The 21,364-nt window shown below is 70.1% G+C and carries 17 protein-coding genes and 1 riboswitch; of the genes, 10 read left to right on the forward strand and 7 right to left on the reverse strand.

Annotated features, from left to right (window positions below; all coding sequences use genetic code 11):
• Positions 1-24: 24 nt before the first annotated feature.
• Complete coding sequence (locus ABH927_RS25225; RefSeq protein WP_370025387.1) at positions 25-1,443, forward strand: aldehyde dehydrogenase family protein; 1,419 nt, start codon at positions 25-27, stop codon at positions 1,441-1,443.
• On the forward strand, positions 1,440-2,084 hold the full coding sequence (locus ABH927_RS25230; RefSeq protein WP_370025390.1) for a ThuA domain-containing protein: 645 nt from the start codon (positions 1,440-1,442) through the stop codon (positions 2,082-2,084). The genes ABH927_RS25225 and ABH927_RS25230 overlap by 4 nt, the downstream gene beginning before the upstream one ends.
• Positions 2,085-2,099: 15 nt before the next feature.
• Here ABH927_RS25230 and ABH927_RS25235 read toward each other — a convergent pair whose 3' ends face one another.
• The 4 genes from ABH927_RS25235 to ABH927_RS25250 form a co-directional block, all read right to left on the reverse strand.
• A complete protein-coding gene (locus ABH927_RS25235) occupies positions 2,100-3,482 on the reverse strand; it encodes a GH1 family beta-glucosidase (RefSeq protein WP_370025392.1) in 1,383 nt (460 codons plus the stop codon).
• Positions 3,479-4,369, reverse strand: a complete 891-nt coding sequence (locus ABH927_RS25240; RefSeq protein WP_370025395.1) for a carbohydrate ABC transporter permease — start codon at positions 4,367-4,369, stop codon at positions 3,479-3,481. Before ABH927_RS25240 ends, ABH927_RS25235 begins: the two co-directional genes overlap by 4 nt.
• Complete coding sequence (locus ABH927_RS25245) at positions 4,366-5,271, reverse strand: carbohydrate ABC transporter permease (RefSeq protein ID WP_370025398.1); 906 nt, start codon at positions 5,269-5,271, stop codon at positions 4,366-4,368. The genes ABH927_RS25240 and ABH927_RS25245 overlap by 4 nt, the downstream gene beginning before the upstream one ends.
• Before the next feature lie 66 nt (positions 5,272-5,337).
• Positions 5,338-6,621, reverse strand: coding sequence for an ABC transporter substrate-binding protein (locus ABH927_RS25250; protein WP_370025401.1), 1,284 nt, complete (start codon positions 6,619-6,621; stop codon positions 5,338-5,340).
• A gap of 320 nt (positions 6,622-6,941) precedes the next feature.
• On the opposite strand from ABH927_RS25250, the gene ABH927_RS25255 reads away from it, so the two are divergent.
• A complete protein-coding gene (locus tag ABH927_RS25255; protein WP_370025404.1) occupies positions 6,942-8,786 on the forward strand; it encodes a ricin-type beta-trefoil lectin domain protein in 1,845 nt (614 codons plus the stop codon).
• A gap of 5 nt (positions 8,787-8,791) precedes the next feature.
• Here ABH927_RS25255 and ABH927_RS25260 read toward each other — a convergent pair whose 3' ends face one another.
• The gene (locus ABH927_RS25260; protein ID WP_370025407.1) at positions 8,792-10,072 is read right to left on the reverse strand and encodes an ROK family protein; all 1,281 of its coding nucleotides are present in this window, start codon (positions 10,070-10,072) and stop codon (positions 8,792-8,794) included.
• Positions 10,073-10,328: 256 nt separating this feature from the next.
• On the opposite strand from ABH927_RS25260, the gene ABH927_RS25265 reads away from it, so the two are divergent.
• Positions 10,329-11,567, forward strand: a complete 1,239-nt coding sequence (locus tag ABH927_RS25265; RefSeq protein WP_370025410.1) for a family 16 glycosylhydrolase — start codon at positions 10,329-10,331, stop codon at positions 11,565-11,567.
• A 185-nt stretch (positions 11,568-11,752) separates the two neighbouring features.
• Positions 11,753-12,652, forward strand: a complete 900-nt coding sequence (locus ABH927_RS25270; protein WP_370025412.1) for an RNA polymerase sigma-70 factor — start codon at positions 11,753-11,755, stop codon at positions 12,650-12,652.
• Positions 12,653-12,733: 81 nt separating this feature from the next.
• On the opposite strand, the gene ABH927_RS25275 is transcribed toward ABH927_RS25270, so the two are convergent.
• The gene (locus ABH927_RS25275) at positions 12,734-14,971 is read right to left on the reverse strand and encodes an RICIN domain-containing protein (protein ID WP_370025415.1); all 2,238 of its coding nucleotides are present in this window, start codon (positions 14,969-14,971) and stop codon (positions 12,734-12,736) included.
• 515 nt (positions 14,972-15,486) lie between these two features.
• Between ABH927_RS25275 and ABH927_RS25280 the strand changes: the two genes are divergently transcribed.
• Positions 15,487-17,028: a cobyric acid synthase gene (locus ABH927_RS25280; RefSeq protein ID WP_370025447.1), complete on the forward strand. Its 1,542-nt coding sequence runs from the start codon at positions 15,487-15,489 to the stop codon at positions 17,026-17,028.
• On the opposite strand, the gene ABH927_RS25285 is transcribed toward ABH927_RS25280, so the two are convergent.
• A complete protein-coding gene (locus ABH927_RS25285; RefSeq protein WP_370025418.1) occupies positions 16,952-17,530 on the reverse strand; it encodes a histidine phosphatase family protein in 579 nt (192 codons plus the stop codon). The genes ABH927_RS25280 and ABH927_RS25285 overlap by 77 nt on opposite strands.
• A gap of 17 nt (positions 17,531-17,547) precedes the next feature.
• Positions 17,548-17,690, forward strand: a riboswitch (cobalamin riboswitch).
• Positions 17,691-17,723: 33 nt separating this feature from the next.
• On the opposite strand from ABH927_RS25285, the gene ABH927_RS25290 reads away from it, so the two are divergent.
• Genes ABH927_RS25290 through cobO form a run of 4 tightly spaced genes read left to right on the forward strand, consistent with a single transcriptional unit; the run spans position 17,724 to position 21,343 of the window.
• Positions 17,724-17,936 carry a CbtB domain-containing protein gene (locus ABH927_RS25290; protein ID WP_261583583.1) on the forward strand — a complete coding sequence of 71 codons (213 nt, stop codon included), beginning with the start codon at positions 17,724-17,726 and terminating at the stop codon, positions 17,934-17,936.
• A 20-nt stretch (positions 17,937-17,956) separates the two neighbouring features.
• Positions 17,957-18,697: a CbtA family protein gene (locus ABH927_RS25295; RefSeq protein WP_370025421.1), complete on the forward strand. Its 741-nt coding sequence runs from the start codon at positions 17,957-17,959 to the stop codon at positions 18,695-18,697.
• 38 nt (positions 18,698-18,735) lie between these two features.
• A complete protein-coding gene (locus ABH927_RS25300; RefSeq protein ID WP_370025424.1) occupies positions 18,736-20,739 on the forward strand; it encodes a putative cobaltochelatase in 2,004 nt (667 codons plus the stop codon).
• A 1-nt stretch (position 20,740) separates the two neighbouring features.
• Positions 20,741-21,343, forward strand: coding sequence for a cob(I)yrinic acid a,c-diamide adenosyltransferase (gene cobO / locus ABH927_RS25305; protein ID WP_370025427.1), 603 nt, complete (start codon positions 20,741-20,743; stop codon positions 21,341-21,343).
• The last annotated feature ends 21 nt before the right edge of the window (positions 21,344-21,364 follow it).

Genomic DNA, 21,364 nt, shown 5'->3' on the forward strand with positions numbered 1-21,364 from the left:
TTTCGCTCTGTACTAAGACTGGAAATGACCTGGAGCGCCGTGGTGAGCGAGCTGTACATCGGCGGGGAGTTCCGTCCCGCCGCTTCCGGGCGGAGCGCCCCCGTGCACGAGAAGGCGACCGGCGCCCAGATCGGCGCGTACGCCCTGGGTGACGGGGTGGACGTCGATCGGGCCGTCGCCGCCGCCCGCGCGGCGCAGCCCGGCTGGGCCGCCCTCTCCGCGCCTGAACGGGCGGCGTACCTGCGCCGCTTCGGCGACCGCCTCCAGGAGCGGTACGAGGACCTGGTGGCGCTGAGCATGCGGGAGACCGGCGGCGTGCGGGCCAAGGCCGAGGATGAGGTGTCGACGAGCATCCGCCAGCTCGCGATCTCGGCCGTGCAGGCGACCGAGAACGCCGGCGACATCCTGCCTCCCTACAAGGCGGGCAAGCTGTCGCTGTCGCGCGTGGTGCCGCTGGGCGTCATCGGCGTGATCACGCCCTGGAACTACCCGATGAACCTCGCGATGCGGATGGTCGCGCCAGGCCTGGCGTTCGGGAACACGATCGTGCTGAAGCCGTCCGAGCTCACGCCGATGATCGGCGGCCAGGTGCTGGCCGAGGCGGCGGACCACGCGGGGCTACCGCCCGGCGTCCTCAACGTGGTCACCGGCGACGGCCTGGAAGCGGGCCGGGCGCTGTCCGAGCACCGCGGGCTCGACTTGCTCGACTTCACCGGCGGGCGCGAGGCCGGCCTCGCCATCGCCGCCTCCGCGGCCACCGATCTGCGTGCCGTACGTCTGGAACTGGGCGGCGACAACGCGTTCATCGTCCTCGATGACGCGGACATCGAACTGGCCGCCTCCTGCGCGATGATCGCTTCGCTGGAGTTTCAGGGGCAGACCTGCATCAGCTCCAGCAGGCACATCGTCATGCGATCGGTCGCGGACCGATATCTGGAGGCCGTGACCAGGAGGGCCGAGGCCCTGCGCGTGGGCGATCCGATGGCGCCCGGGGTGGACCTCGGGCCGTTGATCAGCGAGGCGCAACGGGACAGGGTGCACCGGCGGATCGTCGAGCCCTCGATCGCCAAGGGGGCCAGACTGGTCACCGGTGGGACATATGACGGGCCGTTCTACCGGCCGACCGTGCTGGCCGATGTGACGCCCGAGATGCCCGCATTCACCGAGGAGATCTTCGGCCCGGTCATCCCGGTGACCGTGGTCGACTCCGAGGACGAGGCGGTGGAGCTGGCCAACCGCCACCCGATGATGATGGACTCGGTCTTCACCGCCGACCTGATGCGCGGGATGAGCGTGGCCGAGCGGCTCCAGGCGGGGGAGGTCCACGTCAACGACGCGCACGCCCGTCACGGGGCGGAGAACCAGATGCCCGGTTTCACCAAGCGGCAGTGGATCGGCGTCCAGCGCACCCCGCTCGACCTGCCCGCGTGGGCGCGCGGATGAGGCGGGCACTGGTCGTCCGGGGCGGCTGGGAGGGCCACGCCCCCGTCGAGGCGACCGAGCTGTTCATCCCCGGCCTGGCCGACGCCGGCTTCTCGGTGACCGTCACCGGCGACCTCGACGTCTACCGGGATGAGCGGCTGCCGGCCGAGACCGACCTGATCGTGCAGTGCTGGACGGGAGGCACGCTCACTGAGGAGCAGGAGGCGGGTCTCGTGTCCGCCGTCCAGGCGGGCACCGGGTTCGCCGGCTGGCACGGAGGCGTCGTGGCCACCTTCGGGGGCAGCCGCGATTACCTGCGGATGGTCGGCGGGCTGTTCCTCCACCATCCGGAGGACTTCCTGACCTACGACGTCGCCATAGCCCCGGCCCGTTCCGATCATCCGATCGTCGCCGGGTTGTCCGGCTTCACCGTGGAGACCGAGCAGTACTGGATGCTGACCGACGCCCACAACGACGTTCTGGCCACGACGGAGTACGCGGCGTCGGAGTCCGCGCCGCCCGTCTCGATGCCCGTCGTCTGGACCCGGCAGTGGGGGCGGGGGAGGGTGTTCTTCTCGGCCATCGGTCACCGGCTGGCGGATCTCCAGGATCCGGCCGTGCACGAGCTCACGCTGCGCGGCCTGCTCTGGGCCAGCCGGTGACGCCGGAAGCGGGGGTCAGACCGCGTTCCTCGCGATGACCTCGCGGAACCACAGGGCGCTGTCCTTGGGCAGGCGCTCCTGGGTCGCGTAGTCGACGTGGACGAGGCCGAACCGCTTCTCGTAGCCGTACGCCCATTCGAAGTTGTCCATCAGCGACCACGCGAGGTAGCCGCGGAGGTCCACTCCCTCCTGGATCGCCTGGTGGGCCGCGATCAGGTGGGTGCGCAGGTAGTCGATGCGGTCGTCGTCGGCCACCCGGCCGTTGTCGGCGAAGTCCGGGAACGACGCCCCGTTCTCCGTGATCAGCAACGGGGTCGACGGGTAGTCCGCCGCGAGCCGTACGAGGAGGCGGCGCAGGCCGTCGGCCTCGATGGGCCAGCCCATGCCGGTCACCGGCAGGGGCTGGTCGGGGAAGATGACCCCTTCCGAGCCGGGGAACTTGGCCGTCGCCGGGGCGCCGACCTTCGCGGCCACGTGCGTCGGGGCGTAGTAGTTGACGCCGAGGAAGTCGATCGGCGCCGCGATGACCGCGTCGTCTCCGTCGTGGATGTGGTCCAGGCCGGTGAAGCGGGTCACCAGGTCCAGCATGTCCGCCGGGTAGCGCCCGCGCAGGATCGGGTCGAGGAAGATCCGGTTGTGCAGGCCGTCCAGCAGCTGGGCCGCGGCCACGTCGTGCCGGTCGGCCGGGTCGCGGGGGGTCACCGGGCTCAGGTTGACCGTGATCGACACCTCCCGCGCGCCCGCGGCGCGCAGCTCGTGGGCCGCCAGCCCGTGCCCGAGCAGCAGGTGGTGCGCCGCGAGGAAGGCCGCCCCCGGGTCCGTACGGCCCGGCGCGTGGTCGGCGCTGGAGTAGCCGAGGAACGAGGAGCACCACGGCTCGTTGAGCGTCGTCCACGTGCGGACACGGTCGCCGAGACGGGCGTACACGGCGCTCGCGTAGTCGGCGAAGTGGTAGGCCACGTCCCGGTTCGTCCAGCCGCCCCGGTCCTCCAGGATCTGCGGCAGGTCCCAGTGGTACAGCGTGACCATGGGGTCGATGCCGGCGTTCAGGAGGGCGTCGACGAGCCGGTCGTAGAAGTCAAGGCCACGGCTGTTCACCGGCCCGGTGCCGTCCGGCTTGATCCGCGGCCAGGCCACCGAGAAGCGATAGGTGCCCACCCCCAGGTCTCGCATGAGGGCCACGTCGCCGGCATAGCGGTGATAGTGGTCACAGGCGACGTCACCGGTCTGCCCGAGATGGACTCGGCCGGGAGTTCTCGCAAAGGTGTCCCAGATCGAGGGCGTCCGGCCGTCCTCGGAGGCCGCGCCCTCGATCTGATAGGACGCGGTCGCCACACCCCAGCGGAAACCGGCCGGGAAAGCCAGCCCGGTCGCGGTGCGGTCGTCAGTCTGAGTCATCCCTTAACAGCTCCTTGCATGATTCCACGGATCAGTTGCTTGCCCAGCACCGCGAGCACGAGGATCAACGGCAGGGTCGCCAGTGCGGTGCCGGTCAGGGTCAGTGAGTAGTCGGTGAAGTAGCCGCTGGCGATGCTCGACAGCAGCACCTGCACGGTCGGGTTCTCCGGCGTGAGGACGACCAGCGGCCAGAAGAAGTCGTTCCACGCGTTCATGAAGGTGAGCATGCCGAGGACGGCCGCGGCGGGCCGGGCGACGGGCAGCACGACGTGCCAGAACAGCCTGATCGTGGTGGCGCCGTCGACGCGGCCGGCCTCCAGGAGCTCGGTCGGCAGGGCCGCGGTGAGGTACTGCGTCATGAAGAACACGCCGAACGCGCTGACCAGGTTGGGCGCGATGACGGCGTACAGGCTGTCGATGAGCTCCAGCTTGGCCATCAGCATGTAGAGCGGGATGATGCCGAGCTGGGTCGGGACCATCATCGTGGCGATGACGGCGACGTACAGCCCCGGACGGCCGCGGAAGCGCAGCTTCGCGAAGGCGAACCCGGCGAGCGTCGAGAACAGCACGACGCTGAACGTGATCACCGAGGACACGATCAGCGAGTTCACCATGGCCAGGCCGAACGGCACCGTGTCGAACACCCGGCGGAGGTTGGCGATGAGCTGGTCGCCGGGGAAGAGCGGCGGGGGGACCCGGCCGAGGACGGAGTTGTCCCGCGAGGCGACGACCACGCTCCAGTACAGCGGGAACGCGGAGAAGAACACGAACGCGGTCAGGGTGAGGTAGGTGAGCGGGCCGGGCTTCACGCGGCGGACCCGGCGGAGGCGGCCGCGCCAGGCCGTGCCCGGGGTCGAGGTGGCGGTGCGGGTGAGCGTCGTGGTCATCCTGCCCTCCGGATGCGTCGCGTGAGCAGGTAGTTGCCGATGGCGGCCAGTGCGATCACCAGGAACATCATCCAGGCGGTCGCGGAGGCGTAGCCGAAGTCGTATCGGCCGAACCCGACTTCGTACAGGTAGAGCGACAGGGTCTGGAACTGCCGGTCGGAGCCGCCGGTGAGCGAGTTGCTTCCGGCTCCGAACAGCAGCGGCTCGGTGAAGACCTGCATCCCGCCGATGGTCGACACGATCACCGTGAAGATGATGGTCGGCCGGATCGCGGGAATGGTGATCTTGCGCAGGCGCTGCAGTGAGCTGGCGCCGTCGATGATGGCCGCCTCGTGCAGCGACTCGGGTACGGCCTGCATGGCGGCGAGGTAGATGAGCGCGTTGTAGCCCGTCCAGCGCCAGATGATCATTACCGAGATCGCGAGCTGCGAGGTCGCCGTGCCCGCGTGCCAGTCGATGTGGCCGCCGCCGACCAGGCTGAGCACCCAGTTGATCAGGCCGAAGTCGCGCCCGAAGAGCTGGCCGAAGATGATCGCGACGGCGGCGACGCTGGCGAGGTTGGGCAGCAGGAGGCCGGTGCGCCAGATGGTCTCGCCGCGCAGCCGGTTGTTGAGGATGTGCGCCAGCAGCAGCGCGAGCACCAGTTGCGGCACCGTGGACAGCACCCAGATGGAGACCGTGTTGCCCAGGGCGTTCCAGAAGAACGAGTCGTGGAGCAGGTGGGTGTAGTTGTCGATGCCCACGAACGTGTGCTGCTCCGACAGCAGGCTCCACTTGTGCAGCGAGACCCATGCCGTGTAGAGCAGCGGAAACACGCCGAGTGCGCCGAACACCAGGAAGAACGGGGAGATGTAGAGGTACGGCGACGCCTTCACATCGGCGCGGTACAGCCAGCTTTTCACGTCGAACTCCTTAAGGGGGCAGGCCTCGGCATCGCCGGTGACGCGATGCCGAGGCCGTGCCGCAGGCTAGACGATCTGCTTGATCTCCGAGACCGCCTGCTGCCATGCCTGGTCGGGCGACTGCTTGCCCTGTTCGACGCGGGTGAGGCCGTTGATGATGGCGGTGTTGATGTCACCGGCCTTCGGGCCCAGGTACTGCGGCTTCATCGTCGCCACGGAGTCGGAGAAGATCTTGCCGACCGGGGCGTTGTTGAAGAACGGGCTCTTGAAGTCCGTGATGACCGGGTCCTTGTACAGCGTGAGGGTCGAGGGGAACAGGCCCGCGCCGCGGAAGACCTTGGCCTGCTGTTCGGGGCTGGTCAGCCACTTGGCCAGCGCGAAGGCCTCCTTCTGGTGCTTGCTCTGCTTGGGGATGGTGAGGAAGGACCCGCCCCAGTTGCCGGTGCCGCCGGGGACCTGGGCGACGTCCCACTTGCCGGCGGAGTCCTTCGCCAGCTCCTGGATCTGGGCCAGCATCCACGCCGGGCAGGCGATGGTGGCGAAGCTGCCCTTCTGGAAGCCGGCGTTCCAGTCCGGCGACCAAGCGATGATCTTCGCGGAGAGGCCCGCGTTGATCGCCTCGATGGTCTTGTCGAAGGCGCCCCGCACGGAGGGGTTGCTCTCGACGACGACGTTGTCACTGGTGTCGTAGAGACCGACGTCCGCCTGGCCGAGGATCGCCCGGTACATCACGGTCGGGCCGTCGAAGAACGCCGCGCCGGGGACCTTCGCCGCGGCGAACTTCTTGCCGGTCGCGATGTAGCTGTCCCAGTCCTTCCAGAGCGCGGAGACCTGGTCGCGGTCCGTGGGGAGGCCGGCCTTCTTGAACAGGTCGGTGCGGTAGCACATCGCCATGCCGCCGACGTCGGTGCCGAGCCCGATCTGCTTGCCGTCCTTGGAGACCGACGTCTGCCACTTCCATTCGGGCCACTGGGACTTGAGGTCGCCCGCGCCCAGGTCCAGCAGGTTGACGAACTTGTCGGGCTGGGCCTTGAACTGGCCGATCCAACCTTCCTCGATCGCCTCGATGTCGGCCGAGCCCTGGTTCGTGGCGAGGTGCGCCGCGAGGTTCTTGTGGTGGTCCTCGGCCTTGGTGACCCGGGCCACGATGTCGATATCGGGGTGGAGCTTCTCATACTCGGCGTAGAGCGGTTCGTAGCCGAACTCTCCGAACGTGCCGATCACGATCTTGGTCTTGCCCTGGCTTCCGCCGCCTCCGTTGCCGGAGCCGCCGCTCCCGCACGCCGCGAGCGCGGCGAGCATCGCGGTGACGGCCAGGGCGGCAGCGCCCAGTCGGTGCCCTCTGCGCATCAACTCCACCTTCCGTGGAAGTGTTGGGTGCCACCCCGGCGTGCCCAACTTTGATACTTATTTCGATTTGAGATTCAAGAGCCGAAGTCTGACCTGCGTCAAGGTTGCGTTACCGACTCGTTTCCCAGGGCTTCGCCTGTTGCGCGTCGTTTACGGACGTGTTACCACTGCATCGTCGCCAGTGCGTCGCCGGGCAGGGCCGTACAGGCGGAGTTCTACGGCGGGTTCGCCTGCGAGGCGGGACCGGTCGGCGCAGCCATGCGCTCTCCGGGCCGAGGCCGTAACCGCTCCCCTGTGCCCCCCAACAAGGGAGATCCCCCATGCCATCACGGCTGGCCCTGGCCGGCGCCCTGCTTCTCGCGGGCGCCGGGCTCGGCGTCGTCCAAGCCCCCGCGGCGCAGGCCGCGGGCGAGGCCGTCAACATCTGGCTGACCACCACGTCCGACTCGGGCGGCCGGGTCGTCACCCGCGGGTTGCAGCCACAGACGCCCATCGCGTTCGCGGCGAGCAGCCCGGCGGGCAACCAGACGATCACCGTCAACGAGAACACCACGTACCAGCAGTTCGAAGGGGGCGGCGCGTCGTTCACCGACACCGCCGCCTGGCTGATGAACAGCAGCGGCGCGCTCACCCCGGCGACACGCGACGCCGTCATGCGGAAGCTGTTCGACCCGGTCGACGGCATCGGGCTGGCGTTCCTGCGCAACCCGATGGGCGCCTCGGACCTCGCCCGGTACAACTACTCCTACGACGACACGTGCTGCGACCTGGGCGACTTCTCGATCGCACACGACCTCGCCGACGTGCTCCCGCTGACCAAGCAGGCCAAGGCGCTCAACCCGAACCTGAAGGTCAAGGCGGTCCCGTGGAGCGCGCCCGCCTGGATGAAGAGCAACAACAACTTCATCGACCAGGGCTGGCTCAAGTCCGAGTACTACCCGATGTACGCGCAGTACTTCGTGAAGTACATCCAGGCGTACCAGGCGCAGGGCGTCAAGATCGACTACGTGTCGGTGTCGAACGAGCCCAACTGCTGCGGCCCCGGCACGACCTACGCCTCCATGAACTGGAACGGCTCCGGCCTGGCCTACTTCATGAAGAACAACCTGTGGCCGGCCTTCCGCAACGCCGGCATCACCACCAAGACCCTCGCCCTCGACTGGAACTGGGGCGACTACAACGACCTCGGCTCGGTGCCGCTGTCCGACTCCGCCATCCGCAATGACCCGCTGTTCGGCGGCATCGCGTGGCACGGGTACGGCGGCGACGTCACCCTGCAGACGACCGTGCACAACCAGTACCCGTCGATCAACCACTACGAGACCGAGCACTCCGGCGGCACGTGGATCCCCAACCAGCAGACGGAGGACATGCTCAACCTGGTCGACTACACGCGCAACTGGGACCGCAGCTGGGTCAAGTGGAGCCTCGCCGTCGACCAGAACATGGGCCCCCACACCGGTGGCTGCGACAAGTGCACCGGCCTGATCACCGTGCACAACGGCGACGCCAGGCACGGCCAGGTCGACTACACGATCGAGTACTACACCATGGGGCACCTCACCAAGTTCGTGAAGCCCGGGGCGTACCGCATCGACTCCACGGCCAACTCCTCGGTCCCGAACGTCGCGTGGAAGAACCCCGACGGGAGCAAGGCCCTCATCGCGTACAACAACACCGGCGGCCCGCAGTCGATCAAGGTGAACTGGGGCGGCCAGTCGTTCACCTACACGCTGCCCACCAAGACGTCCGCGACCTTCACCTGGGCGGGGACGCAGTCCGGTGGCGGTGGCGGCGCCAAGGCCATCACCGGGCTCGGCGGCAAGTGCGTGGACGTGGCGGGCGCCAACTCCGCCAACGGCACCCAGGTCCAGCTCTGGACGTGCAACGGCACGGCGGCCCAGCAGTGGACCGTCGGCGCCGACGGCACGATCCGGGCGCTCGGCAAGTGCCTCGACGTGGCCGGCGGGTCCAGCGCCAACGGGACCAAGGTGCAGATCTATGACTGCAACGGGACGGCGGCGCAGACCTGGACCGTCGGCGCCGACGGCACGATCCGGGTGCTCGGCAGGTGCCTGGACGCCACGGGAGTGAGCTCCGCGGACGGCACGCCCCTGCAGATCTGGGACTGCTCGGGCGGGGCCAACCAGAGGTGGACCGTCTAGAACCCTCACCCGGCCCGGTGCGGTCCCGCCAGGGGCCGCACCGGGCTCACCGGGCTCATGGGGGTGATGGGGCTCATGGGGGCCGATCGCGCCGTCCCGCCGGTCGCCAGCAGCTCGGCCACCGGTAGCGTCGCCGCCCCGAGGGCCACCGCGTCCTGGCCGAGCCGGCACATCTCGATCGTCGCCTGGGAGAACGGGCGCCGCAGCGCGTGCTCGCCCGCGGCGGCCCGGATCTCCGGCAGCCAGCGAGCCCCGAGTGCCAGCCCCGCCCAGCCCCCGAGGATGATCCGCTCGGGGTTGAACAGGTTGATCAGCGAGGCGATCCCCGCGCCCAGATACTCCACCGTCTCCGACAGGACGCGCCGCGCGGTCCGCGACTCGTCGGCGGCCGCCATCAGGGCTCCGATGGCCGACTCCTCGTCGGCGCCCTCCGCCGGACGGCCTCGGTTGGCCTCCCGGAACCGGTCGAGGACGCCTTCCGCGCCGACGTACGCCTCCAGGCACCCGCGGGCGCCGCACCGGCACAGCCGGCCGCCGAAGACGAGCGTCGTGTGGCCCCATTCGCCCGCGCTGCTCCGCGCGCCGCGGTAGCTCATCCCGCCGGCGACGACGGCCGCCCCGACACCCGAGCCGACCAGCGCGATCACCGCGTGCTGCGCGCCCCGGCCCGCGCCGAACCACATCTCGGCCTGGCCCAGGGTCTTGGCCCCGTTGTCGATGTGGATGGGCACCGAGGTGCCGGCGCGCAGCATGGCCCGGAGCGGCACGCCGTCCCATCCGAGCGTCTGCGCGTGGACCAGCCCGTCGTCACCCTGGTCGACCACGCCGGAGACCGCCATGCCGACGCCGAGCAGCGCCGACTCGGCGACACCCGCCTGGCCGGTCACCGAGCCCATGCCGTCGAGCACGTGCCCGACGACCTCGGCCGGATCCATCCTGCCCGGCTCGATCGGGCAGTCGGTCTTGGCCAGCGCGGTCATCGAGAGGTCGAACAGCTCGACCTGGATGCGCGTCTCGCCGACATCGACCCCGATGACGTGGCCGTACGCCGGGGACACCCGGAGCAGCGTGCGCGGGCGTCCGCCGTCGGACTCGACCAGCCCGGCCTCCTCGACCAGCCCCTCCTCCAGCAGCTCGGCCACCAGAGTGCTCACGCTGGCCTGGGACAGCGCCGTCAACCGGGTCAGGTCGTGACGGCTCAGCGGCCCCTCCGAGTAGATCTTGGTGAGCACGACGGACCGGTTGGCCCGGCGCACGTCGCGGGCCGTCGCTCGCCTCATCGCCATGTGCCGCGCTCTCCGTCGTGTCCCCGCCAGCCTCTTGACCCATTGTGATCCATCACGGTTCAATTCATAGCATTAACTAAGTGGCGTAAAAGGGTCCGGGTCGACCATTCCTCGCTAGTCGCGGGTCCCTCCCTTGCACCACTGGAGCGGCGTCCTCGCCAGGGGTGGAGCCTGCCCGCCCGGTCCTGGCGACGCTCCCGGCTTTCGCGCACCCAGTGGCTCATCGCTCCGCTCACCCCCCGAAAGGAGCCGGCACATGTCAATCACCCTGCCCGGGATCCGCCGCCGCGGCCTCGCGCTCCTGGCGGCCGTCACGATCGTCTCGACGTACGGCACGCTGACCCCGGCGCCCGCCTCCGCCGCCACCGTCACCTTCTTCGACGACTTCACCGGGCCCGCCGGTAGCGCCGTCGACGGCGGCAAGTGGCAGCTGGAGACCGGCGACAACGTCAACAACCACGAGCGGCAGTACTACACCAACAGCACCAGGAACGCCTCCCTCGACGGCCAGGGCAACCTGGTGATCACCGCACGCCGGGAGAACCCCGCGGGTTACAACTGCTGGTACGGCAGCTGCCAGTACACCTCGGCCCGGCTGAACACGGCCGGCAGGTTCACACAGGCCTACGGCCGCTTCGAGGCCCGCATGAAGATTCCGCGCGGCCAGGGCATGTGGCCGGCCTTCTGGATGCTCGGCAACAACATCGGCGACGTCGGCTGGCCGGGCAGCGGCGAGATCGACATCATGGAGAACGTCGGCTTCGAGCCGAGCACGGTCCACGGCACCCTGCACGGCCCCGGCTACTTCGGCTCCGGAGGCATCGGCGCCCCCTACACCCTGCCAGGGGGTCAGAAGTTCGCCGACGGCTTCCACACCTTCGCCATCGACTGGTCGCCCAACACCATCACCTGGTCCGTGGACGGCGTCGCCTACCAGACCCGCACACCCGCCGACTTGGGCGGCAGGACGTGGGTCTACAACCACCCGTTCTTCGTCATCCTCAACCTCGCCGTCGGCGGCTACTGGCCGGGAGACCCCGACGCCACCACCGTCTTCCCGCAGCAGCTCGTCGTCGACTACGTGCGCGTCACCGACACCGCCGGAGGCGGCGGGGGCGGCACCGCGAAGAAGATCACCGGCTACGGCGGGAAGTGCGTGGACGTCGCCGGCGCGAACTCCGCCAACGGCGCCCAGGTCCAGCTCTGGACGTGCAACGGCACGGCCGCCCAGCAGTGGACCGTCGGCTCGGACGGCACCCTCCGGGCCCTGGGCAAGTGCATGGACGTGGCGGGAGCCAACAGCGCCAACGGGACGAAGGTCCAGCTCTACGACTGCAACGGCACGGCGGCGCAGAAGTGGACGGCCCCCGGCGACGGCACACTCCGCGCGCTCGGCAAGTGCCTGGACGCCACCAACGTGAGCTCGGCCGACGGCACGCCCCTGCAGATCTGGGACTGCTCCGGCGGAGCCAACCAGAAGTGGGCGATCAACTAGCCGAGCACCGAAGCCGCCGCGGCGCCGTCAGGACGCGACGGCGCCGCGGTTTCGCCGCGCGCAGCCACAGGCTCACGAGCGCGACGCGCATGACCTGGGCGATCACGATTGAGACCCTCGTTCGGTAGCCGGTGACCGGCCTTCGTAGGCTGGACAGGCGACATGGACAGGGGGAGGTCGCGATCATGCAGCTAGGTGACCCGCAGGCGGCGAGTGCGCTCGATCAGGCTGCCTCGGTCTTCGTCGGCTTGCGTCCCCGGCTTTTTGGGATCGCATACCGCATGCTCGGCAGCGCGACAGAGGCCGAGGACATCGTGCAAGAGGCCTGGGTACGGTGGCAGACCACCGACCGCACGGCTGTCAAGGACCCCTCGGCGTTCCTCGCGACGACGACGACACGACTAGCGATCAATGTCGCCCAGTCCGCCCGGAGCCGGCGCGAGACGTACGTCGGCCCTTGGCTTCCTGAACCAGTGGACACCAACACTGACCTCGAAGCAGGAGCTGTGCGAGGCGAGGCGTTGGAACTCGCTGTCCTGCTTCTGCTGGAGAGGCTCTCGCCTACGGAGCGAGCGGCGTATGTTCTCCGAGAATCGTTCGACTATCCGTACGGTCAGATCGCGGCCGTCCTTCAGCTGAGTGAAGCGAACACCCGGCAGCTCGTCAGCCGCGCGCGCAAACACATCGCCGCCCAGCGCCGCAGGCCGGTGAGTTCGGCCGCGCACCGACGCCTGCTGGAGGCCTTCCTCGCCGCCGCGCGGATGGGCGACGTCGCCGCTCTTGAAGAGCTCTTCGCCTCGGATGTCGTCAGTTACTCGGACGGCGGGGGAGCCGTACGTGGTGCCGCGCGGATACTGGTGATCGGCCGTACGCGCGTCGCGAAGGTCGTCGCGGCGTTCGCGCCGAGGTTCTGGCCTGGTGCGGCGATCGAATGGGTCGAAGCGAACGGACGGCCGGGTGTGCTGGTCTCGCACGGTGGGACCGTCGTCGCACTCCTGACCATAAGCGCCTCGGCACAAGGGATCGATCAGATCATGTGGGTGATGAACCCGGCCAAGCTGTCTCACTGGCCCCCGTCCAACTGATCGGCACCGGTGAAGAAGCGCGAATCGGCCCCGCTGATTACCAGCGGGGCCGACTCTGCGTGAAGCCGACGTCCGCGGTCCTTACGGGTAGTTGGTCACCTTCACCACCGAGTTGGAGGGGGTGACCGGGCCGCCGGTGTTGTTGATGACCCGGTTGATGGTTCCCTTGCCGCCAAGGGTCACCGAGACCATGCTGTGGAACTTCACGCCCGGCGTGTTGGGCACCTCGAAGGAGCGCTCCGCGACGACGCTGGGGTTCACGTTGAAGTAGCAGTAGCTGCCGAGGCCCCACGCCTCGTGTGTGGTCACCGAGTTGGCCACCTTGTAGGCGGCGTAGCCGCGGGTGCTCCCGTTCATATAGGAGGCCTGGTCCGGCGGATCGTACGGCAGTTCGTTCTGGAAGAAGTACGTCCGGCCGCCGTTGCCGTTCCAGATGACTTCGTACTTCTGGTAGTGCTCGACGAACAGGCCGTACGTCGTGACGTCGTTGCCGTTGACGATGAGGCCGGTGTCCGCGGTGTTGCTGTACCAGCCGACGCCGCTGCCGTGGTCAGCTCGCCAGATCCACATGTGGTCGCCGATGACGTTGTTGCTGTTGACGACCAGGCTGGTCGTGGCCTTGCCGACGCCCGCGCCGCCGATGCGGAAGAACACGTCGTGCAGGGAGATCGGGTTGGCCGCGTGGTTCGCGGTCGAGCCGGTCGGGCCGACCTGCATCAGCAGCGACGAGTTCGTCGGGCCGGCGTCGATGAGCAGGCCCGCGATCTTCACCCCGTCGACGTCGGCGACGGACATCGCGGTGACGCCGTTGTCCGGGATGATGGAGGCCAGGCCGATGCCGAGCACGACCGTGTCGGGACGGTTCACCCTGATCGTGTCGTTGACGTGGTAGACGCCCGGGGTGAACAGCAGGTTCTTGCCCTGGCTGAGCGCCGCGTTGATCTCCGCGGCGGTGTTGCCCGGCTTGGCGATGAAGAACTGGTCGATCGGGATCGACGACCCGGCTGGAGTGCTGCCCACCCAGGTGGTGGCCTGCGAGTTCGTCCGCAGCGCCGGCACGAACACCTGGTAGGCGCCGGCCTGATCGACGTAGAGGAACGGCTTCTCGCGGACGACCGGCGTCGTGCCCACGGTGGTGTACGGCGGGTTGGGGAAGCTCGTGGCCGGCGCGCCGTTCACGCCGACGAAGACCATGTTCCAGTTGGAGCCGTCCCAGCTGCCGAACTGGGAGTTCCGCGAGATCCACTGCTGCTGCGTGCCCGACCGCACCTGGCCGTCGATCTTCGAGTCGGAGATCCAGCCGCCGCTTGACCAGCCGCCGTCGTCGAGCTGGAGATTGCCGCGGACGTGCATCCGGCGGTACGGCGCGGCCTGCGAGACCGCCCACCGGTCCGTGCCGCCCGGCGGGTTAACCGACAGGTTCTCGGCGCCGCGCCAGAAGTTCCGAGTGGCGTTGCCGTTGTCCCAGTCGGCCTCGGCGTGCACTCCGCCGTTGATGGTCACATTGTCGGGCGACGCGCCGAGACCGAGCACCTGGGTGTAGTAGCCGACGTTGACGTCGACGTTGTAGGTGCCGGGCTTGAACAGGAACGCGAAGCGGTTGTTGCCGAACTCGTTCCTCTCCTGCTGGCTGAACACCGAGTTCAGCTTGCTCTGGATGGCCGAGGCGGACATCGACGGGTCGAAGACGCTGACGTTGGGGCCGAGGTCCGGATTGCCCGATGTCGGAGTGGGCGTCGGTGTCGGGCCCGCTCCCAGGGTGAACGACTGGGCCGCCGTGCCGTTGCAGGTGTACTGCTGGAGTTGCACGCCGTCCGCGGTCGAGGCGGCGGGCACGTCGAGGCACTTGCCGCTGTGGCGGTTGACGAAGTGGTATGTGCCTCCGGCCTCCTCCACCGGCAGCCACTGCTGGTTGTTGCCGCCGCTGTACGCCCAGAGCTGGATGGGGGAGCCGTCCGCCGTGGAGACGTTGGTGTCGTCCCAGGCCTGCGCGGCGTTGAGGTTGCTGTTGACGCGGTAGTAGCCGCCGCTCGTCGCCTGCAGCTGCCAGAGCTGGGCGGCGGTGTCGTTGCAGCTGTACTGCTGTACGGCGGTGCCGTTCGCCGAGGCCGCGGCCCGGGCGTCCACACACTTGCCGCTGTTCTTGTTCACCACGGTGGTCCAGCCGGTCGGCAGGACGGCCGCCGTGGCGCTCGGCATCACCGTCACCGTCAGGCCCACCGTGGCGAGCGTCGCCAGGACCAGCATGAGCGGCATCAATCGCCGCTCACGGCGTGGTGGGTGGGAGACCACGCCGATGTGGTCGTTGTTCAGGGTCACGAAACCCTCCTCTGCCGCGGCGCGGCATCACTGTCCAATGCGGGGGGTGGATGGACTCGCTACGCTGTCCGCGCGCCGGCGCCAGGAGGGCGGCCATGCCGCGTGCCGGCAGGGCGGACGGGGCGCTTTGGAGACCCATCGGGGAGACCGGCGTGTCCCGCTGAGGACGCGGGCGCCGGCGTGGCTCGGGCCTCGGACCGCTCCGGTGACTAAGCGGTCGCCGCCCTGCGCCTGCCGTACGGAATCGGCAGGCCGGGGGGATCTCCCTTCTTCGGAGTGCGCGCGGGTAGCCCCGCGCGCGCCCGCCGGATGGCGCCGGTCGCCTCGGCTTTTGGCTGGGCGTCCGGCGTTTCGGCGGCCGTGGTATGGCCACCGAGGGGACGCTATGACTGTTACGTTTATGTGTCAATACAGCACTTTGACTAACTCTTGAAGAAATGCGAAAGGAGCGGTCCAGAGCGGAATCCCATACCGGGCAGGGGAAGCCGACCGGCTGCTGGCATCGTTGGCCTGTGTTGAAACGAACGCCGGAAGGGGCGCTCAAAGGGACGCTGCTCGTGGCCGGCACGACCTCGGACGCCGGCAAGAGCGTGGTCACGGCGGGGATCTGCCGCTGGCTCGCCCGTCGCGGCGTCCGGGTCGCGCCGTTCAAGGCGCAGAACATGTCGCTGAACTCGTACGTCACCGCGGACGGCGCCGAGATCGGGCGGGCACAGGTCGCGCAGGCGCAGGCCGCCGGTCTGGAGCCCACCGCCGACATGAACCCGATCCTGCTGAAGCCGGGCAGTGACCGGCGAAGCCAGGTCGTGGTCCTCGGCAGGCCGCTGGCCGACGTGGACGCCATGGAGTACGGCGCGTACAAGGACCGCCTCAGGCAGGTCGCGCTGGAGTCCTACCAGCGGCTCCGGTCGTCCTTCGAAGTGGTCGTCTGCGAAGGGGCCGGCAGCCCCACGGAGATCAACCTCCGCAGGGGCGACATCGCCAACATGGGGCTGGCCCGCGCCGCCGGCATCCCCGTGATCGTCGTCGGGGACATCGACCGCGGCGGCGTCTTCGCGTCCCTTTACGGCACGCTCGCGCTGCTCGACGCCGAGGACCAGGCGCTGATCGGCGGATTCCTGATCAACAAGTTCCGCGGCGCGCCCGAGCTTCTCGCTCCCGGCCTCGACACGCTGCGGGACCTCACCGGACGCCCGGTGTACGGCGTGCTGCCATGGCTCGACGGGCTCTGGATGGACCTGGAGGACTCGCTCGCCCTGGACAACCAGGGCGTCCGGCAGGCGCCGCCCGGTCCGGGGCGGAGCCTGCGGGTGGCCGTGGTGCGTTATCCCAGGATCTCGAACTTCACCGACATCGACGCCCTCGTGGCGGAGCCGGGCGTCGTGGTCAGGCTCCTCAGCTCGCCCGGTGACGTCGCGGAGATCGCCGAGGCCGACCTGGTCATCCTGCCGGGGTCGCGGGCCACGGTCAGCGACCTCGGGTGGCTCCGCCGTACCGGCTTCGCGTCGGCCATCGCGGAGCGGCGCGGGCCCGTTCTCGGGATCTGCGGCGGCTACCAGATGCTCGCGCGGTGGATCCGCGACGACGTGGAGTCGGGCGCGGGACTGGTCGAAGGGCTCGGCCTGCTCCCCGCCACCGTCGAGTTCGCGGCGGGCAAGACGCTCGCCCGGCCGGTCGGAGAGGCGTACGGCTGCCGCGTCGCGGCCTACGAGATCCACCACGGGATCGTGTCCAGGGACGGCGACGCCGAGCCGTTCCTGGACGGCTGCCGGGCGGGGGCCGTGTGGGGGACGACCTGGCACGGCGCGCTCGAGAACGACGAGTTCCGCCGCGCCTTCCTGACCGAGGTCGCGTCCGCCGCGGGGAGGACCGGCTTCGCGCCGTCGCCGGGGGTGTCCTTCGCCGCGCTCAGGGAGCGGCAACTCGACGCGCTCGGCGACCTGATCGAGCGGCACGTCGACACGGACGCGCTGCTCGCGCTCATCGAGAACGGCGCTCCTGACGGCCTGCCGGCGCTTCCGCCAGGCGGAGTCGCCAGCGACCCCCGTGGCCGGTGAGCGAGAGGCGGGAGAGCGGCTCGGCGTCGATCGCCCAGAACGCCTCGGCCGGTGTGCGGAGCACGTGGACGACCGCGGCCCTCATCACGGCGGGGTGTGTCACCGCGACCCCGCTCGCGGCTGAGGCCAGCCACGCGCCGACCCGATCGACGAGGGCGAGCACTGACTCGCCCCCGTGCGGGGCCGCGGACGGGTCGGTCAGCCAGGCCCGGACGCCCTCCGGATCGGCCGCCTGGACCTCGGCGAGCGACCTCCCGGCCCAGTGGCCGAAGTCGCAGTCGCGCAGCCCCTCGTCGACCTCGGCGTGCAGCCCCAGCCCGGCGGCGGTCTCCCCGCAGCACCGCGACGGGCCGCACGAGGCGCTCTTGACTCCGGCGTACAGGGGGGCGGCGTCGGAGGCCTGCCGCAGCCCCCGCTCGTCCAGTTCTTCGTCGAGGGGGAACGCCGCTCGGCGCATCGCCTCGGTGTAACCGTGACAAACAAGGACCAGGCGGACGGTCATTCGGACCCTTTGCTCAATTGACGCTGCGGTATGTCAGGTCGTAGCGTAAAGCGACATTAATGATGATGTGGGGAAGCCAGCGAGACTCTGGTACGGCCGCGCCACTGTGACCGGTCCTCCGGGACCGGGAGTCAGACCCTCCATCGTCACCGCCACCCCAATTGGGACGCGTGATCCCGAGGAGGCTCTTCCCATGGCTCAAGCCGCCGTTCCCCACTCCCAGCCCGTTCCGGTCAGCATTCCGGTCCGCGAGCTGATCCCCTGGGCCGTCTTCGCCGGCGTCCTGGCCATCGTCCTCCTCTACTTCGTCGGCGCGGAGCAGGGCGTCACCGCCCTGATCTCCGGGAACGGCGTGCACGAGTTCGTGCACGACGGCCGTCACCTGCTCGGCTTCCCCTGTCACTGACAAGGGGACGAGTCACCGCAATGGTGAGAAATCTGCTGGTCCGCGGCATGCTCGCGGGCCTGGTCGCCGCTGTCCTCGCTCTCGTCTTCGCCTGGGTCTTCGGCGAGCCGGAGCTCGGGCGTGCCATCGTCCTTGAAGGCGCCCACGTCGGGCACGCGGCGGAGGAGGCGGCCGAACCTGAGCCGTTCAGCCGCGCCGTCCAGTCGACCGTGGGCCTCGCCACGGCCGTCGGCGTCTACGGCGTCGCGATCGGCGGCGTCTTCGCGCTCGTGTTCGCCTTCGCCTACGGGCGCCTGGGCGCGCTTAGCGCGCGGGCCACCGCGGCCCTGATCGCGCTCGGGGCGTTCGTCACCGTCGCGCTGGTGCCGTTCCTGAAGTACCCCGCGAACCCGCCGGGGGTCGGCGACCCGGACAGTCTCCGGGAGCGGACCGTCGTGTACTTCGCGCTCGTCGCCGGCTCGGTGGCCCTCGCCGCCGTGGCGCTCTATCTGCGCCGCCGCCTCGCCCCCCGTTACGGCGGCTGGAACGCGGCGCTGCTGGCCGTGGCGGCGTTCCTCGTCGCCGTGACCGCGGCGTGCCTGCTGCTCCCGGCGATCGACGAGGTGCCGGCCCACTTCCCGGCCGCTCTGTTGTGGAGATTCCGGCTCGCCTCGCTCGGCACGCAGGTCACCCTGTGGGCGGGCGTCGGGCTGATCTTCGGCCCGCTGGCCGAGCGCGTGCTCACGTCCCGCTACGCCCCCGCTCCCGCACTCCCCGCGTGAGCGGGAGCGACCGATGACTCATGACAGAACGAGGCGAGATGCCTGACGCGCGCCACTATCCGTTCACGGCGATCGTGGGGCTCGATCAGCTCAAGCTGGCCCTGATCCTCAATGCCGTGTCACCGCGTACCGGCGGGGTGCTCATCCGCGGCGAGAAGGGCACCGCCAAGTCGACCATCGTGCGGGCGCTCTCGGCGCTGCTGCCGCCGGTCGCCGTCGTGCCCGGGTGCCGGTTCTCCTGCGACCCCGCCGCTCCGGAGCCCGCGTGCCCCGACGGGCCCCACGGACCCCGGCCCGACGCGTCGGTGCGGCCCGCCAGGCTGGCCGAGCTTCCGGTGGGAGCCTCCGAGGACCGCCTGGTCGGCTCGCTCGACCTCGAACGCGCGCTCACCGAGGGCGTGAAGTCCTTCGAGCCCGGCCTGCTCGCCGCCGCCCACCGCGGCGTGCTGTACGTGGACGAGGTCAACCTGCTGCACGACCACCTGGTGGACCTGCTCCTCGACGCCGCCGCGCTGGGCACCTGCTACGTCGAGCGCGACGCGGTGTCCGTACGGCACCCGGCGCGGTTCCTGTTGGTCGGTACGATGAACCCGGAAGAGGGCGAGCTGCGGCCCCAGCTCCTCGACCGCTTCGGGCTGACCGTCGAGGTGGCCGCGTCACGCGACCCCGGCGAGCGGGCCGAGGTGGTGCGGCGGCGGCTGTCCTTCGAGGACGACCCGGAGGGCTTCGCCGCCCGATGGACGGCGGAGGAGCAAGCGCTGGCCGCTCGCATAGCCGAGGCGCGGGGCCGCCTTCGTGACGTGGCGCTCTCCGACGCCGCGCTACGGCAGATCGCCACCGTCTGCGCCGCGTTCGGCGTGGACGGCATGCGGGCCGACCTGATCACCGCCCATGCCGCCGTCGCCCACGCGGCCTGGCGAGGAGGCACGGAGGTCACCGCCGAGGACGTGCGGGCCGCGGCCCGCCTGGCCCTGCCGCACCGGCGCCGCCGTGACCCGTTTGACGCTCCCGGCCTCGACGAGTCAGAGCTCGACGAGCTTCTCGACAACTCCAAGCCGGACCCCGACCCGGACACCGACCCCGACGGCGGGGCCGACAGCGCCGGGAACGGCCAGGCGGACAGCGCGGAGAACGGCCAGGCGGACAGCGCGGAGAACGGCCAGGCGGATACGACTACGAGTGGCACAGGAGATGGCGAAGCCGGTGGCGCCGGGAAGGGGCAGGCGGCCACGTCCACCGCGCGGCCGGGCGAGCCGTACCGGGTGCGTGCGCTGACCGTCCCGGGGCTCGGCACGGGCAGCCCCGGACGGCGGTCACGAGCCCGCACGCCGTACGGCCGGGTCTCGGGGTCGCGGACGCCGGTGGGCCGCCTCACCTCGCCCCATCTCACGGCGACCCTTCGCGCGGCGGCCCCACACCAGCGTGAACGCGGCAGGACCGGGCCGGGGCTGGTGGTGCGGCCCGGCGACCTGCGCGAGGCCGTACGCGAGGGCCGCGAGGGCAACCTCGTGCTCTTCGCCGTGGACGCGAGCGGGTCGATGGCGGCTCGCCGCCGGATGGAGGCCGTCAAGGGGGCCGTGCTGAGCCTGCTCCTCGACGCCTACCAGCGCCGTGACAAGGTCGGTCTCGTGACGTTCCGCGGTTCGGCCGCGGAGCTGGTGCTTCCCCCGACCTCCTCGGTGGAGGCGGGTGCGGCACGGCTGCGTTCCCTGCCCACGGGCGGGCGCACGCCGCTCGCCGAGGGCCTGCGCCGGGCCGCCGAGGTGCTGCGGGTCGAACGGCTCCGCGACCCGTCACGCAGGCCGCTGCTCGTCGTGGTCACCGACGGACGCGTCACGTCGGGCGCGACGGCCGACGTGGACCGCGCCGCCGCGCTGCTGCGCGGCGTGACCTCCGTCGTGGTCGACTGCGAGAGCGGACCCGTACGGCTCGGCCTCGCCGTACGGCTGGCGGGACGGCTGGGCGGCGAAGCCGTACGGCTGGAGGAGCTGGCCGCGGACGGGCTGCGCGAGCTCGTCCACGAGCGCAGGAAGGCGGCCTGACATGCCTCAGGGGAAGCCGGCGGCGGTGCCGGACGACGGCCTCACGACCAGGCAGCGGCGCACCCGGCCGCTGGTGTTCGTCCACACCGGCCCGGGCAAGGGGAAGTCGACCGCGGCGTTCGGGCTCGCGCTCCGCGCGTGGAACCAGGGCTGGCCGGTCGGGGTCTTCCAGTTCGTCAAGTCGGCCAAGTGGCGAGTGGGCGAGGAGCGGGCCCTGGCCGTGCTCAGCGAGTCGGGCGCGGGAGGCACGGTCGCGTGGCACAAGATGGGCGAGGGCTGGTCGTGGATCAAGAAGGCCGGCGCCGAGGAGGACCACGCCGCCGACGCCCGTGAGGGATGGGAGCAGATCAAGCGCGACCTCGCGGCCGAGACCTACCGGCTGTACGTGCTGGACGAGTTCACCTACCCCATCAAATGGGGGTGGATCGATGTGGAGGACGTGGTGGCCGCTCTCGCCGGCCGTCCCGGCATCCAGCACGTGGTGATCACCGGCAGGGACGCCCATCCGCGCCTGCTGGAGACCGCCGACCTGGTCACGGAGATGACCAAGGTCAGGCACCCCATGGACGCGGGCCAGAAGGGCCAGAAGGGCATCGAATGGTGATCGGCGCGGTCCGATCGCGGG

The sequence above is a fragment of the Planotetraspora sp. GP83 genome, from assembly GCF_041262585.1.
Classification (GTDB): Bacteria; Actinomycetota; Actinomycetes; order Streptosporangiales; family Streptosporangiaceae; genus JAOEGB01.